At 72.1% G+C, this 15,305-nt stretch carries 14 protein-coding genes; 4 read left to right on the forward strand and 10 right to left on the reverse strand.

The features are described from left to right. Positions 1–33 precede the first annotated feature (33 nt). The 7 genes from ACWCPW_RS36995 to ACWCPW_RS37025 form a co-directional block, all read right to left on the reverse strand. Positions 34–1,005, reverse strand: coding sequence for an aldo/keto reductase (locus ACWCPW_RS36995; RefSeq protein ID WP_449765953.1), 972 nt, complete (start codon positions 1,003–1,005; stop codon positions 34–36). A gap of 67 nt (positions 1,006–1,072) precedes the next feature. Beyond that, the gene (locus ACWCPW_RS37000; RefSeq protein WP_449765954.1) at positions 1,073–2,200 is read right to left on the reverse strand and encodes a zinc-binding dehydrogenase; all 1,128 of its coding nucleotides are present in this window, start codon (positions 2,198–2,200) and stop codon (positions 1,073–1,075) included. Between the two features lie 20 nt (positions 2,201–2,220). Then, positions 2,221–3,093, reverse strand: coding sequence for a branched-chain amino acid ABC transporter permease (locus ACWCPW_RS37005; protein WP_449765955.1), 873 nt, complete (start codon positions 3,091–3,093; stop codon positions 2,221–2,223). Between the two features lie 108 nt (positions 3,094–3,201). Continuing rightward, positions 3,202–4,368, reverse strand: a complete 1,167-nt coding sequence (locus ACWCPW_RS37010; protein WP_449765956.1) for an ABC transporter substrate-binding protein — start codon at positions 4,366–4,368, stop codon at positions 3,202–3,204. 164 nt (positions 4,369–4,532) lie between these two features. After that, the gene (locus tag ACWCPW_RS37015; RefSeq protein WP_449765957.1) at positions 4,533–6,383 is read right to left on the reverse strand and encodes a branched-chain amino acid ABC transporter ATP-binding protein/permease; all 1,851 of its coding nucleotides are present in this window, start codon (positions 6,381–6,383) and stop codon (positions 4,533–4,535) included. Beyond that, positions 6,380–7,159, reverse strand: a complete 780-nt coding sequence (locus ACWCPW_RS37020) for an ABC transporter ATP-binding protein (protein ID WP_449765958.1) — start codon at positions 7,157–7,159, stop codon at positions 6,380–6,382. Before ACWCPW_RS37020 ends, ACWCPW_RS37015 begins: the two co-directional genes overlap by 4 nt. Beyond that, positions 7,156–8,106: an alpha/beta hydrolase gene (locus ACWCPW_RS37025; protein WP_449765959.1), complete on the reverse strand. Its 951-nt coding sequence runs from the start codon at positions 8,104–8,106 to the stop codon at positions 7,156–7,158. The genes ACWCPW_RS37020 and ACWCPW_RS37025 overlap by 4 nt, the downstream gene beginning before the upstream one ends. A gap of 91 nt (positions 8,107–8,197) precedes the next feature. On the opposite strand from ACWCPW_RS37025, the gene ACWCPW_RS37030 reads away from it, so the two are divergent. Both ACWCPW_RS37030 and ACWCPW_RS37035 read left to right on the forward strand, forming a co-directional pair. Further along, the gene (locus tag ACWCPW_RS37030) at positions 8,198–9,616 is read left to right on the forward strand and encodes an amidohydrolase (protein ID WP_449765960.1); all 1,419 of its coding nucleotides are present in this window, start codon (positions 8,198–8,200) and stop codon (positions 9,614–9,616) included. Between the two features lie 612 nt (positions 9,617–10,228). After that, positions 10,229–10,774: a cupin domain-containing protein gene (locus ACWCPW_RS37035; RefSeq protein WP_449765961.1), complete on the forward strand. Its 546-nt coding sequence runs from the start codon at positions 10,229–10,231 to the stop codon at positions 10,772–10,774. A gap of 17 nt (positions 10,775–10,791) precedes the next feature. Here the strand turns inward: ACWCPW_RS37035 and ACWCPW_RS37040 are convergent, their stop codons facing one another. Together ACWCPW_RS37040 and ACWCPW_RS37045 are read right to left on the reverse strand one after the other, a co-directional pair. Continuing rightward, the gene (locus ACWCPW_RS37040; RefSeq protein WP_449765962.1) at positions 10,792–11,346 is read right to left on the reverse strand and encodes an HdeD family acid-resistance protein; all 555 of its coding nucleotides are present in this window, start codon (positions 11,344–11,346) and stop codon (positions 10,792–10,794) included. Between the two features lie 930 nt (positions 11,347–12,276). Next, positions 12,277–12,726 carry a phospholipase gene (locus ACWCPW_RS37045; protein WP_395860851.1) on the reverse strand — a complete coding sequence of 150 codons (450 nt, stop codon included), beginning with the start codon at positions 12,724–12,726 and terminating at the stop codon, positions 12,277–12,279. A gap of 559 nt (positions 12,727–13,285) precedes the next feature. Here ACWCPW_RS37045 and ACWCPW_RS37050 point away from each other — a divergent pair. Then, positions 13,286–13,807: a GNAT family N-acetyltransferase gene (locus tag ACWCPW_RS37050; RefSeq protein ID WP_449765963.1), complete on the forward strand. Its 522-nt coding sequence runs from the start codon at positions 13,286–13,288 to the stop codon at positions 13,805–13,807. Positions 13,808–13,900: 93 nt separating this feature from the next. On the opposite strand, the gene ACWCPW_RS37055 is transcribed toward ACWCPW_RS37050, so the two are convergent. Beyond that, positions 13,901–14,644 carry an SDR family oxidoreductase gene (locus ACWCPW_RS37055; protein WP_449765964.1) on the reverse strand — a complete coding sequence of 248 codons (744 nt, stop codon included), beginning with the start codon at positions 14,642–14,644 and terminating at the stop codon, positions 13,901–13,903. 83 nt (positions 14,645–14,727) lie between these two features. Between ACWCPW_RS37055 and ACWCPW_RS37060 the strand changes: the two genes are divergently transcribed. Beyond that, entirely contained in the window at positions 14,728–15,201 is a 474-nt protein-coding gene (locus ACWCPW_RS37060; protein WP_449765965.1) for an RrF2 family transcriptional regulator, read from the forward strand. Positions 15,202–15,305: the final 104 nt, after the last annotated feature.

The raw sequence follows: 15,305 nt of genomic DNA on the forward strand, positions 1-15,305 counted from the left end.
CGGCGTTTGAGGCCACCCCAAGCCACCAAACCCTCAAGGACCCGAAGGGTCCACCACACCCCCGTCCGCAAAAAACGGCACCAGCCGAGCCCGCAACGCACTGGCCCCGACCCGATCCAACAACCGCAACCCCTCGACGTTGTCCACCAGTTGCGCACGCCGCGTGGCCCCGAACAACACGCTCGCCGTGGCCGGATGCGACAACGCAAACGCAACGCACACCTGCGCGGCGCTCGCGTCCAGTTCCGCCGCCACCGCCGCGATCCCGGGCGCGGACGCGATGATCCGCTCCCGTACGCCCCCCGGATCCCGCCCGATCTCCCGTGTCGGCGCGACCTTGCCCGCCAGGATGCCGCCCTCCAACACATCCGACGCCTGCATCGACAGACCGGCCGAGAACAACTCCGCGAACGGCGCGCCGTCCGCGATCGCCCGCCGACAGGGGCTGTACTTCAGTTGCGCGACCTGCGGACCGGCCGAGCCCGCCTCCACCGCGTACCGCCGAATCGTGGTGATCGCCTGCGCCGACCAGTTGTTCACCCCCCAGTGCCCGATCAGCCCGCTCTCCTCCAACTCGGCCAGATCTCCGGCGAGTTGTTCCAAGTCCACGGCGTCGCCGCGGATGTCGCCCAGGATCGCCAGATCGGCGTACTCGGTCCCGGCCCGGAACATCGCCCGTTCCACCTGCTCGCGCAACGACCGCGCCGGATAGCCCTCCAGCCACACCTTGGTGGACAGCAGGTATTCCTCCCGCGCCAGTCCCGCCGCCCGCACGATCGCCGAGAACAGCACGTCGGTGAATACCGGCTTCTGCCCGGGGATCCCGTACACCGCGACGTCGAAGAGGTTGATCCCCAACTCGACGGCGCGCGAGACCATGTCGACCGCTTCGTGGAAGTCCATCCGGTCGTAGGTGTGCCACGACCCCAGGGACAGCGCGGACACGTACGGGCCCTCGACCCCCAGTCGGCGTCGCGGAACGGTCATGCTGTCGATGTCACCCATCGATGGTCCTCTCGGCAACGAGTACTGCGGGCGGGTGGAACCGGCGCCCGGGGAACGACGAACACGCTTACGGCAGCCACGGATGCACCACGGCCTTGACCTGCTCCTGCCGGCCCATCGCCGCCAGCGCCGCACTCGCGCCGGACAGCCCGACCGGAGCCGCGAACAGCCGGTCCCAGTCGAATCGGTCACGGAAGTCGCGCAGGAACTCGACGGCCCGGTGGTAGTCGCCCACGTCGCCGTTGAGCGAGCCGACCACATCGAGTTCCTTGCCCATCACGGTTCCCAGCGGCAGCCGCTCGGGGGTGGGACCGGTACTGCCGACGATCACGAACGTGGCCCCGAACGCCGCGAGTTCGACCGCCTCCGCACCCACACCGGGCGCACCGGCCAGGTCCAGGACCAGATCCGCGCCGCGCCCGCGCGTGGCGGCCAGCACCTCCTCGCGTCGGCCCTCGGCGTCGCCGTCCAGGCCGATCGTCACGTCCGCGCCGAACTCCCGGGCCAGTTCCAGCCGGGTCTCGGGCCCGCCGATCGTGATCACCGTACGCGCGCCGCTCGCCTTGGCCATCGCGCCGGCCACGATGCCCAGCGCTCCTGCGCCCTGCACCACGACCTCGGCGCCGGGCCGTACCCCACCCGCCCGGTCGAACGCGTGCAGCACGGTCTTGACCGCGCACCCCGCGCACGCGGCCCAGGTGTCGGGCACGTCGTCGGGTACGAGCACCTTCTCCGCGCGCGGCCCGACATAGGCGAACTCGGCCAACCCGGCCGTGGCGTACGGCCATCGGTCCGATCGTTGCCGGAAGCCGTAGCCCCGATCGACGCACCCCACCGGTCGGCGCAACACCGTGCAGGCGTGGCACGTGCCGCACGTCGACTCGGACCAGCCGATGCGGTCGCCGACCCGCAGTGTGCGCCCGAGCGCGTCGGTGGCGCCCACGCCGGCCTCCTCGACCACGCCGGTCATCTCGTGGCCGAGCACCATCGGCAACATGCCGGGGAAGCTCATCGCGCCGCGCCACAGGTGCACGTCGGTCGCGCACAGCGTGGCGCAGCCGATCCGGACCAACACCGCGCCCGGCTCGCAGCGTTCGGGCAGTGCGATGTCCTCCAGGGTGAGCGGTTCGTCGTGCGCGCGCAGCACCGCGGCGCGGGTGGAGCCGTCCGGGGCGGAGCGGGTTCCCATGATCATCTGCGAACTCCGGTTCGTTGTCATCGACTGTGCGCGGTGTCCCAGACCTCGTGTCGGCTGCGCCACCACAGCAGCACCAGGATCACCAGGAACGGGATCACGCCTCGGTACTCGCGCACCGCACTCATCGCGGCGGACATGCCCTCGAGGCAGCCGAGCAGCAGGCCGCCGGCCAGGGTCAGCGGCAGGTTGCGGAACCCGCCGACCATGGCGACGGCGAGCGCGGTGACGATCAGCTTGCCCAGCGTGGAGAAGTCGCCGCCCAGGCGCGGCGCGACCAGGATGATCACCAGCGCGGTGAGCGCGCCGATGGCCACCCACACCGCGGTGGCCAGCCGCGGCGTGGAGATGCCGACCACCTGTGCGGTGCCCGGCCGTTCCGACAGTGCCTGCAGGCGCAGCCCCACCAGGGTCTTGCGCAGCAGCAGTTCGACGCCCACGGTGATCGCCACCGCGAACGCGATCGAGACCGGCACGGCCTGCGAGACCACCACGTCGCCGATCCGGAACAGCGCCCCTTCGAAGGGCGCCGGGAAGCGGCGCGCGCCGGTGGAGGTGGCGCCGAACAGGCGCAGCCCCACGGCCATCACCGCGACGTAGATCGCCACCGTCACGGCGGCCTTGGTGCGTTCGTCGTGCTCCCCGAACCAGCGGATCAGCACCGCGCCCAGGATGCCGGACAAGGTCGCGCCGACCGCGACCCCGAGCGGCAGCGCGAGCCATACGTTCACACCGTCGTCGGTCAGCGAGACCATGGTGAAGGCGCCCATCGCGCCGATCGCCGCCATCGCGAAGTTCACCACGGCGACCAGGCGGTAGGTCAGCACCACGCACAGTCCCAGCAGCGCGTAGCCCCCTCCGCTGCTCAGGCCCGCGATCACAGAGTTCAGCATTCGAGCACCTCCTGCTCCGAGGCGCCGGCCGCGCCGACCGCGCGGGCGCGGTCGGCGGCGGTCACGGCGAGGTCGATCGGTCGCACCGGGATCGGACCACCACACGCGCTACTTCCCGGTGGGCACGACGAAGCCCTCGGGCAGTACCTGCCACTTGCCGTCGACGGCCTTGACGAAGCGGCTGCCCTGGACCGGGTTGTGCTTGTCGTCGGGGCCGAAGACCCACGGGGAGCCGACCATCGGGTAGTCGATCGGGCTCATCTTCTTGAACGCCTCGGTGACCGACTTGCGGGTGATATCGCCCTTGATGCCCTTGAGCACCTGGACGAACACGTCGGCGGACATCACCGCGCCCTGGCTGAACGCGGTGCGCTGGATGCCGTGCTTGTCCATCAGTTGCGCCCAGCGCCCGTTCCCGGGCAGGGTCACGTCGGTGTACGGCTGCCATTCGGTGCCGACGTAGGCCCGCATGCCCGAGGGCACCAGTTTGGCGTTGGCGTCGGTGTAGCTGTTCGCGCCCATGATGAAGTCGACGTTGTTCATGCCCTGGGTCTGCGCCTGGGCGAACCACGGGCCTACCTGTGCGTTGTACAACACGGCCTGGCAGCCGGCCTGCTTGGCGGCGATCAGGTGCGGCGTGGGGTCGCCCTCGCCGACGGAGGTGTCCTTGGCGGCCAGTTGTTTGCCGGTGAGGTCGCTCCACTCCTTGATCGCGTCGCTGATCCCGCCGCCGCTGCCGGGCAGGGTGGTGTAGTAGAGGCAGACCTTGTCGTGGTGCAGCGTCTCGGAGGCGTAGTAGAGCATCGCGGTGAGCAGCTTGAACGGGCCCGGGTTGACCGGCGCGATGTCGGGGCTGTTGAAGCACGCGGGGTCGACGCCGACGGCCGGGATGGAGACGATCTTCGCGCTCTTGTACGCGGCGCGGTTGACGCCGCAGTCCACCGCGCTGGAGGAGCCGACCAGGGCGACCACGCCCTTGGACTGCACGAGTTCCACCTCGTTCTCGGTGGAGCGTTGCGGGTTCATCGCGTCGTCCTTGCTGATCAGCTCCAGCTTGCGGCCGTTGATCCCGCCGGCCGCGTTGACCTCGTCGAAGACGGCCTTGACCGCCTGCGGCACCTCCGGGGTCTGGAACAGCCCGGTGATCCCGTTGATCGAGCCGACCTTGATGGCGCCGCTGGTGGAGCCGCCGTCGCTGCCGTCGCCGGCACACGCGGTCGCGGCCAGGGCGAGCGCGGCGGTCACGGCCAGCCGGCTCACGAGGGAACGCTTCATGGGGAACGTCCTTGTCATGGTGGATCGGTACGGAGTCGATCCGATCGAAGGCATGCCGGGGGGACCCGGGTCGGCGCGGAGGCGAGCGCGCGACGCGGGGGTTGTGCGGGCGGGTCGGGGCGGGTCGGGTCGGCTTGTGGACCGGCCGGTGGTCGGCCCGCGGGTCAGCCGGTGGGGGTGACGATCGCGGTCGGGGGGACCGCGTCGTCGGGGGTGTCCGCGCCGCCGAGGTAGGCGGCGAGCACCGCCGGGTCGCGCAGGACGTCCTCGGTGCGGCCGCTCGCGATCACCTTGCCGAAGTCCAGGACGGTGACCTCGCGGCAGGCCACGCGCACCAGTTCCATGTCGTGTTCGACCAGCAGGACGGCCACGCCGTAGCGCTCCGGCACCTGGGCGAGTCGAGCCCCCAGGCGCCGCGATTCGGCGGCGGACTGGCCCGCGGCCGGCTCGTCCAGCAGGGCCACCGCCGGCCGCGCGGCGATCGCCGCGGCCACGTCGAGCAGGCGGCGGGTGCCCGCGTCGACGATCGAGATGGGCAGGTCGCCGACGGGGCAGCCGAAGAACTCCAGGAGTTCGTCGGCCTCGGCCCGGGCCAACCGCCGCCCGGCGCCGATGTCGAGGTACTCGTATGGGGTCGACTCCGGGGCGATCTGGGTGGTTTGGAAGGTACGGCGCAGGCCCTTGGCGGCGCGTACCCGCGGGGCGAGACGGTCGATGGGCGTCCCGTCCAGGCGGACCGAGCCGGGCGTGCGGCCGAGGAAGCCGCCGACCGCCGAGATGAAGGTGGACTTGCCCGCGCCATTGGGGCCGATCAGGCCCACCACGGCGCCGGCGGGGACGGTGAGGTCGACCGCGTCCAGGGCGGTGACCGGGCCGTATCGGACCGTCAGACCCCGGACGTCCAGGGCGGGTTCGGTGCCCACGGGGCGGGCGGGCGGGCCGACGGTGCGCTCGGGTGGTGGACCCGCGTCGGCGCGTTCGCGGTCGTGCGCGGTCGCGGCGTCCGCGACCTTGCGCGCCTTCGCCAGGCGTTTGCGGTTGCGGGTGAAGTCGGTCTGGCTCATCCCGCTGCGCAGCGCGAGGATCGGCACGATGCCGAAGATGATCCCGCCCAGGTCCTGGGGCAGCTTGACCTTCTCCAGGAGGGTGGCCATGGTCGCGCCGAACACCCCGCTCATCAACGCGCCTTCGGGGTGGTGCGGGCCGATCAGGATGGCGATCGCGAAGAGCGTGACGGATTGGCCCATGGCGAAGTTGCCGGAGACCACCAGGCCGAGTTGACCGGCCATCAGGCCGCCGCCGATCCCGGCGATGAACGCGCTGATCGCGAACGCGGCGAGTTTACTGCGGGCCACCGAGATGCCGTGCGAGGCGGCCAGCCGTTCGGAGTGCCGCAGTTCGAGCCAGGACCGGCCGAGTCGGGTCCGGTCCAGGACGGCGAGGGCGAGCGCGATCACGGTGAAGACGATGACGACCAGGACGAAGTAGTTCGCGTTGGTGGCGAAGGCGGCCGGGCGGGCGACCGTCTCCAGTTCCTCGGTGCCGGGGAACTGCTTGGCCCCCAGCACGATGTCGGTGGACACCGCCGCGCCGAAGGTGATCACGGCGAGGTTGACGCCGCGAACGCGCAGGGCGGGCAGGCCGATCAGCATGCCCACCGGTGCGGCGGCCAGGCCGCCGAGGACCAGCCACACGAGCAGGCCGCCCGGTGCGTCGGCCACGTTGAGCCGCATCACCACCCAGGCGCCGATCGCCGCGAAGGAGAGTTGACACAACGACATGACGCCGGCGCGGCCGACGATCACGCCGTAGCTCTGCATGATCACCGCGCTGATCACGCTGGTGATGGCGAGGTAGAGCCAGTAGGGCGAGAGGATGTTGGGGACCGCCACGCAGGCCGCGATCGCGAGCACGATCGTGACGGCCGCGCCGCGCTTGTCGAGCAGATCCAGGGCGGTGGGCGTGCTGTCGGCGGGCCTGCGGCCGGCGGCCCTCGTGCGGGCGTCGGGCTTCATCGGGCGGCACCGCCGATCCGGCTGTCGAGGGGGCCGGCCGGGACCGGCTCGGCCCGGTCGGTGGTCGCCGTCGTGGTCGAGCCGAAGTAGTACTCGTGCAGGAGTTCGGTCCGGCCGCGCAGGTCCGCGCAGGGTCCGTCGTGCACGATGCGCCCCTTGCGCAGGACGTAGGAGTGCGTGCCGACGTCGAGGGCGAGGTTGGCGAACTGTTCGATGAGCAGGACGGCCAGTCCCGCACCGGCGAGTTCGCCGACCACGCGCATCAGCCGGCGCACCACCATGGGCGCGAGTCCGAGCGACATCTCGTCGACCAGGACCACCTTGGGGTCGGTGACCAGGGCGCGGCCGAGCACGAGCATCTGCTGTTCGCCGCCGGAGAGATGGCCCGCCTGCAGGGTGCGGCGTCGGGCCAGTTCGGGGAAGAGCCGGTAGACGGTGTCCGGGTCGCCGCCGCCGGCGCGGGCGACCAGCAGGTTCTGTTCGACGGTGAGGGTGCGGAAGACGGTGCGGGCCTGTTCGACGTAGCCGATGCCGGCCCGGGCGCGCTTGTGCACGGGCAGCTTGTGCACGGGTCGGTCGTCGAGTTCGACGCTGCCGGCGGTGGTGCGCACCAGGCCGGCGATGCCGTCCATCAGGGTGGTCTTGCCCGCACCGTTGGCGCCCAGGAGTACGGTGACCGCGCCGGGGGCCACATCCAGCGAGACGTCGCGCACCACCGGGATCTCGTCCCGGTCGATGCCCACGTCGCGCAGCCGCAGGACGGCCGGGGCGCTCACCGCGCCTTCCCCGCGAACGCGTCCCGCAGCGCCGCGACGACCAGTTCGTGCGCCCGTTCCGCGTCGCCGAGGTCGGTGGCGAGCAGTCCGAAGAAGCCGTGGATGAGCCCGTCGAAGCGCACCGCGGTGGCCGGGGTGCCGGCGTCGTTCAACGCCCGTGCGTAGTCCTCGCCTTCGTCCCGGAGCACGTCGTACTCCGCGCCCAGCACCAGCGCGGGCGGCAGTGCGGAGAGGTCCTCGGCACGGATCGGCAGCAGGTACGGGTCGGCAAGGTCGGCGGCGTCGCGCGGGTACTGGGTGAAGAACCAGTCCATGCTCGCCTTGGACAGGAAGTAGCCGTCGGCGAATTCCCGGTAGGAGGGCCGCCCGTCGTCGGGATGTCCCAGCACCGGCGACACGAGCACCTGGAGTGCGATCGGCGGGCCGGCCAGGTCGCGGCTCTTCAGCGCGACCACGGCGGCCAGATTGCCGCCCGCGCTCTCCCCGCCGACCGCGATCCGCGTACCGTCCAGCGCCCATCGTTCGCCGTGTCCGTGCAGCCAGGCCACCACCGCGTAGCAGTCGTCGGCCGCGGCCGGGTAGGGGTTCTCCGGCGCGAGGCGATAGTCGACCGAGACCACCGCGGTCTCGGCGCCGGCACACACGGCCCGGCAGGCGTACTCGTTCTCGTCCAGAGACCCGATGGTCCAGCCGCCGCCGTGGAACCAGACCAGGACCGGGAACGGGCCGGGGCCCTCGGGGGTGTAGATCCGCACCGGGATGTCACCGGCGGGTCCGGGGACGGCGGCGTCGCGGACCGCTCCCACGGTCGGCAGTCGCTCCGGCATCGACCAGGCGAGGGCGAAGCCGGCGCGCATGGCCTGGGCGTCCGGGGCGAGGGGGGCCGGTCCGGATTCGCCGATCCGAGTGCGCTCGATGATCTTTTGGGCCTCCGGATGCAGGGGCACCGTTGCCTCCCAATCGACTCGCAAATCGTATCTGATTGCGTGTACGGTATGGGCTTGCAGAGGACCTGTCCAGATCCCGGGAGGAAATAAAGTGCGCAACCGCGAATCGTGGGACGCCACCGGTCCGGCGGACCTGGTCCTCACCGGAGGACGCGTCCACACGTTCGACGCGCGGGACCGAATCGCGACCGCCATCGCGGTCACCGGGGGCCGTGTCGCCCGGGTCGGCGACGACGCCGAAGTGGCCCCGCTGATCGGCCGCGACACCCGGGTGATCGCCTTGCGCGGCCAGGCGGTCCTGCCCGGGATCAACGACTCCCATCTGCACGGCGTCTGGCTCGGCGCGATGTGGCCGCACTTCCTGATGGAGCGACTCACCGGCGGCGCGGGCTCGGGTACGCCGGACCCGCACGCGGGCCCGCCCGCGCCGGCACCCGCCCTGCGTACCGCGGCCGAGCGCCGGGACGCCATCGTGCGCACCCACGACCTGCTGGCCACGCTGGGCGTGACCAGCTACACCGAACCGGGCCTGGGTCCGGGCGAGGACGCCGGCGCGACCGGGTGCTTCGGCTCCGCCGCGCTCACCGACTACGCGGAACTGGCCGCGCACGGGCGGCTCACCGCGCGCGTCACGGCGCTGCTGCTCTTCGGCGAACTGGACGGCCCCGGTTCGGCGGACGCCTTCGCCACCGGACTGCGCGAGTTCACCGCCCCGGCCGACGTGCCGGGCTGGTTCCGGGTGGCCGGGGTGAAGATCTTCGCGGACGGCATCCCGCCGATGCGCAGCGCCTGGGTGTGCGAGCCGTACCCCGACGGATCACACGGTTCGCTGCTGATCGAGGGCGACTCGGCGGAGCGGCGCCGGCAGCGGCTCGCCGACATGATCGACATCGCGCACGCGGCCGGACACCAGATCGGCGTGCACTCCACCGGCGACCGCAGCTCCGCCGCGGTCGTCTCCGCGCTGCGGGCGGCGCTCGCCCGCGATGCCCGCCCGGCCCGGCACTACCTCATCCACGGCGACCTGCTGCGTCCCACGACGCTGGCCGAGATGGCGGCGGCCGGCATCGGCCTGAACACCCAGCCCGGCATCGCGGTGGCCACCCGCGCCCTGCTCCACGACACCCTGAGCCCGCGGGCCCTCGCCCGCATGTGCCCCACCCGCGACGCGCTCGACGCGGGCATCGACGTGTGCCTCAGCTCGGACTCCCCGGTACTGACCCCCGACTGGCGCCGCGGGGTGGTCGCGGCGGTCACCCGGACCGGCGTCGACGGCACCGTCTGCGGCCCCGAGCAACGCCTGGCCCTACGCGAGGCGTTGCACGCGTACACCACCACGCCCGCCCGCCAGGACGGCGCCGAGTCCTGGAAGGGCACCCTGGAGCCGGGCAAGGCGGCCGACCTGTGCGTCCTCGCCGACGACCCCCTGGAATCCGAGATCACCGCACTCCCCGAAATCCCGATCACCCTCACCATCGCCAACGGCCGAGTGGTGCACGAAAACCCCTGACCAACCCACCCCCGCAAGACATCGACCCGCCAACAGGACACGGCGAACCGCGGCGCCGCGGCGCGGGGTGGGGCGTCGCGGGGAAGCGCGGGGCGGGGCACGGCGCGGCGAGCCGGTGGTGGCGGCGGGCCGGCGGGGGGCGGCGTCAGGAGCACGGCCCTGTCGCGGGCACAGCGGCGAAACGCGGCGAGCCGGCAGTGGCGGCGGGCAAGCAAGCGACGTCGGGAGCGCGGACGTGTCGCAGGCGCGGTCATGTCGGGCGCGCGGCGACGAAACGCGGCGCGGCGGCGTCGCGAGCGCACCCGTGTCCGGGCGCAGCCGTCTCGCGGGTACAGCCACGTCGATTGCGCAGGCGTGTCGGCGGGCGGGGGCGGCGTTAGCATCGGGGCATGCCCGGTCGTGCGCACGCCCGTACCGCACAACCCGACCCGCACCGGTCGCCGCCGCTCCCGGGCGGGGTCGACCGCAGGCCGTCGACCCCGCCGGGCGAAGCTCCCGAAGGCCGATCCGCGCGTACCGTCGGCCGCCCCCTCGCGCCGCGCCCCGCGCCCGTCGCCCCGCGCGATTTCCGGGCCGACCCACCCCGAGACCACCCACCGCCAAGGACGTGCCATGACCTCAGCGCACACCCCGCCGCCGTCCTCGCCACCCGCCGACGGGCAAACCGTCGCCGGCACCGGCTTCCATCCGCACCTGCCCGACCGTCCCGCCGTCGAGCCCGGGTCACCGCGACCGCGCATCCACCACGTTCGCGCCGACGCCCTCGACGCCGACACCACACAAACCGACGGCATGCGCCGCTTCGCCGCCATCAGCGGCCGATCCGTCGGCGCCGAGAAGTTGTGGATGGGCCAGACCCACGTCGCCCCGGCCACCGCCTCCGGCAACCACCACCACGGTGAATCCGAGACCGCGATCCACGTGATCAGCGGCCACCCGGTCTTCGTCTTCGCCGACGACTCCTCCGGCGAACCCCGTGAAGTGCGCCTGCGAACAGGCCCCGGCGACTACATCTTCGTCCCGCCCTTCGTCCCCCACCGCGAGGAGAACCCCGACCCGGACACCGAAGCCGTGGTCGTGATCGCCCGCAGTACCCAGGAGGCCATCGTGGTCAACCTCCCCGGCCTCCACCCCGGCCTCGACGACTCGTCGGCGTGACCTGCGTCCACCCGCGTTCAGAGCCGCCGTGAGGATCCCCGGGTCGCTCCCGCGTGCCACGTGGTACCCCCGTGCGCCGGGCCTCGGTCGAGGCCGAACGCCGCCACCGCGCCGAGCAGGCCCAGGACGATCAGGGTGATTCCGGCGAGCACCGCCAGGACCGTCGTGCTCGACACGGGGGCGGCGATCAGGACGATGCCCGCGGCGATGTCCACGATCCCGAAGAAGATCATCCAGCCACGGCCCGGCAGGCCCCTGTGCACGACACCGCCCGCGAGTTCGGCCAGGCCCCGGACGAGCCAGCCGATGCCGATCCAGATCGCCAGCACGGTGACCGAGCGCGAGCCGCCGCCCAGACACAGGACACCGAACACCACCGACACCAGACCGCTGACGATCAACAGCACCCGCATGCCGCCCGAGAACAGCGCGCCGACCCCCAACACCATCTGAATCAGGCCGCTGACCAGCAGGTACAACCCGAACAGGATCGCCACCACACGCACCGTCTGCGTCGGCCAGGCCAGCACCACGACGCCGAGGACCACCGAGGCGACCGCGAGCACGAGCATGACCCGCGGCGGTCCGACCGACCCCCACTTCGGTCCCGGCGACCGGGACCGAGGACCACGAGACATCGGAGACATCGTTCCTCCCGGCGTTCGACGGTCCGCACCCACCTGGATCCGGCGAGCGGTCCCCCGCCCACTCCCATCCACCGTCGCACGCGGGCCACGAGTACGCCCGCCCGTACGGCGTGAGCACGCGGCCCCGGCGGCACCCCGCTCCGGGACGGGCGCATGCCGGTCGCCCCCGGCCTCGCCTTCCCCCGGGACCGGCCGAGCTCCGCACCGCGGGCGGCTCGCCCGGCGCGTCCCGGGCGCGCGGCACGATCGCGCGTCGGCCCGCCCATCGCCTGCCGCCCTACGGCGCCGGGGGATGCGGTAAGCGACAGGCCTGACACGTGAACCTGGGTGCCGCTTGCGGCAGTTGTCCGCACCGCGGGCGGCTCGCCCGGCACGTCCCGGGCGCGCGCGGCACGATCGCGCGTCGGCCCGCCCATCGCCTGCCGCCCTACGGCGCCGGGGGATGCGGTAAGCGACAGGCCTGACACGTGAACCTGGGTGCCGCTTGCGGCAGTTGGCGGGTGGTACGAGCCCATTCCCGAACCAGCGAATCGAACACCGGCGTCGCGCCCATGCCGATCGACCACACTCGCGCCGACACCGGGGCACATCCATATGATCCCGCGCACGGCCCACTCGGGCGCGTCGTCATCCTCGACTCGTCATCCATGCCCCCCTTGATAGTTCGGGAGGGCCACCCACCGAGGCCATCGGCGCACGCGCCACCCGATCAGGTGACAACCACGCCCCTGAACGTGTGGTGCGCGACAGCGGGACCACGGCGGGATCAGGGCGGGATCAGGGGATCGCCGGGACCACCCCGACACCGCGGCCCCTCGACGAGACGACGGGGCCGCGTGCCGGAGTCGACGCGCGTCAACCCAGAAGCTTGACCGCCTGGTAGTACGTCCACGCCGTGCCGTTGCAGGTGGCCCGGGTCACCGCGCCGTACGGGGCGCACACGCGCTTGAGGTCCTCGTAGAAGGCGCTGTCCACCCGCGCCTTGTTCGCCGCGAACGTGCCCGCAGCCTTGTAGTTGCGGTACCCGAAGTCGTGCCGGGCGCAGGAGTTCTGGAAGGGGAAGCCGAACGGGTTATCCGGCGAGCTGGAACAGTAGTCCGTGGACCAGTCGAAGCCGTAGGCGGACCAGGATCCCTGGTTCTGCCGCGCCGAGTTCCAGGCGTTGTAGCTGTTCACGCTCGTCTGGGTCCAACTGGACAAGACCTGCGGCTTGTCCGCCGGGGCGGCCTGGGCCGGTGTGGTCACACCGACTCCGGCAACGACCGCCGTCGCGGTGGCGGCAAGGACTGTGGTCAGCCGACGCATCGAATACCTCCAGGTTTCCGACGCTCCCACGATGGGACGTCGGGACAGGGGTGTGCAGCCGAACTCCGAGCTCGAACCCTCGAACTCCCCATCGGCGTCCGGAAAGACGAGCCGGACAACGGTGGGCGAGCGGAGAGCGAAGACCATCCCACAACACGAAGCAGCCGGCCGTCCATGGTCTGGCCGGCCCCAATCGAGATATTCATCCGCCCCGTGCCTGCCGTTCGCCACCATCCGCGTCGGCGACACGTTCCGCGCGCGTCCCCGCCCGGAACCGGCCTCGACGCCACTCCACATCGGCCACGCGTCCCCGTGACCCGCCCGCCCCACCCGCCCGCGACGCGCCACGCACCAAGCACCAACGGCCGGGCCGCAGCCCCCGCGGGCACCCCGTCCGCCTGAGGCGGTACCGTTGACGGGACACGTGAGGCGCGTGATCGCCGCCGCGACAAGGGAGGTTGATGAATATGGCCCGCTCGGAGCTTATTCGTCATGCCCTCGTCCGGGTCGCGCGCTAGTCGTAGGCGACCCGGTCGTCCCGAACGACCAGGAGTGTCGCGTGTCTTCATCTTCTTTTCCCGCAGGTACGGACCTGACCACCGATCGGCTTGTCCTGCGGCCGTGGCCCGCCGACGAGCTCGCCGCCGTTCTCGGTGACGTGCGGTCGGCAAACTGGGCGGAGGACTTCCCCGCCGAGGGCGATCGGGTCATCGCCGGCGTCATCGCCGCACAGTCGGATGTACCGCGGCTGTACGGGCACCGTCAGATCCTCGAGCGAACCACCGGCCTCGTGGTCGGCAGCATCAGCCTGCTCTGGCCGCCGAACGACGGCGCTCTGGAGATCGGTTACGGCGTCGTCGCCTCGCGGCGCGGCCGAGGCTACGCCGCCGAGGCCACCCGGGCCCTGGTGGCGTACGCGTTGACCTCACCGCGGGTCGACACGGTGTACGCCGACGTCGAACTGTCGAACCCGGCCTCGATCCGCGTGTTGGAGAAGGCCGGGTTGCGGCGCTGGAGCGGCGACGCGTCGACGGCCCGTTTCCGCGCCACGGCACCGGAACCGAACCGGCAGCGGCCGTAGTCGGTCGGGCCGGCGGCGACACCGTCCGTCGCCGCCGGCCCCTCGGCGCGCCCGGTTCACCGACCGTCGAGCGCAAGTCACGACTTCCGCGCGCTACTTCTGCTCGGCGAGCCACTGGTCGAACGTGGTCGGCGCGATCCGGGCGCCCTCACCGGGCAGCATCGCGTCACCCGCCATCGCCGGGCCGAACATGCCGGACCACGTCGGCACCAGCCGCACCGAGCGGCCACGCGCGGCGAGCGTACGCCGGGCCATGTCGACCAGGTCCTGCGGGTCGGGCCCGGCGACATCGGCGTAGCGCCCGCGCGGCTGACCGGTCGCGAGCTCGGCCAGGACGTCGGCCACGTCCGCGGGCGCGATCGGCTGCACCAACAGCGGTGCGATCGTGGCGACACCGTCCTGCTCGGTCCAGCTCGTCACCATCTCGGCGAAGTCGTGGAACTGCGTGGCCGGCACGATCGTCCACGGCACCGTCCCCTCGGCCACCAAGCGCTCCTGCTCGCGCTTGCCCGCGTAGTGCGCGTTGCCCTCGACCCGATCGATCCCGACGATCGAGAGCAGCACGTGGTGCCGGACGCCGGCGCGCTTGCCGGCGGCCAGCAGGTTCCGCGTCGTGGTGCCGAAGTAGGCCACCGTCTCGGCCGGGTCGACGGCCGGCCCGTTGGTCGCGTCGACGACCGCCTCCACACCGGCCAGGGCGTCGTCGAGGCCGTCACCGGTGGTCAGGTCGACGCCGAGCGAGCGGCTGATCCGCACCACCTCGTGCCCGTCCCGCTCGAGAGCGGCGACGGTGAGCGCCCCGATGTTCCCGGTCGCGCCGGCGATAGCGATCCGCATGATGTTCTCTTTCTCTCGCTGCCAAGGACACGGACGCTATCATGGACTAAACAGGTCCACAATGTCTGCGATAGACTCGACGCATGAAGCTGCCCGGGAGTACCGAATGGGTCCTGCACTGCGCCACCACGCTGGCCCAACTCGATCCCGGGACCAGCGCGTCGACGACCCAACTCGCGCAGTACTACGACTTGCCGGCGCCCTACCTCGCCAAGCAGCTCAAGACCCTGGTCCGGGCCGGCCTGCTGTCCGCGACCACCGGCCCCAGAGGCGGATTTCGGCTCGCCCGCCCCGCCGCCGAGATCACCCTCCTGCACATCGTCGAGGCCGTGGACGGCACCTCCTCGCCGTACGAGTGCCGCGAGATCCGCCAACAGGGGCGCGGTGCGCTGCCGGCCGACGAATGCCGGCGGGACTGCGTCCTCGCCGCGAAGATGGCCGAGGCCTACCAGGCGTGGCAGCAAAGCCTCGCCGGCGTCAGCCTCGCCGACATCGTCGCCGACCTGCCCCCCACCGCGCCGGCCCGCACCCGGCTGCGCCTGACCGGCACGGCGTAGGGCGTGTCGTCGATCGCCCGTCGACTTCCACGACGGGGATCGAGGTCACGCCCCGGCCGCCGAGCCCGCGCGAACGCGAGGCGGGACGTGGTGACGCCGAGACC

Source organism: Embleya sp. NPDC001921 (assembly GCF_053594475.1).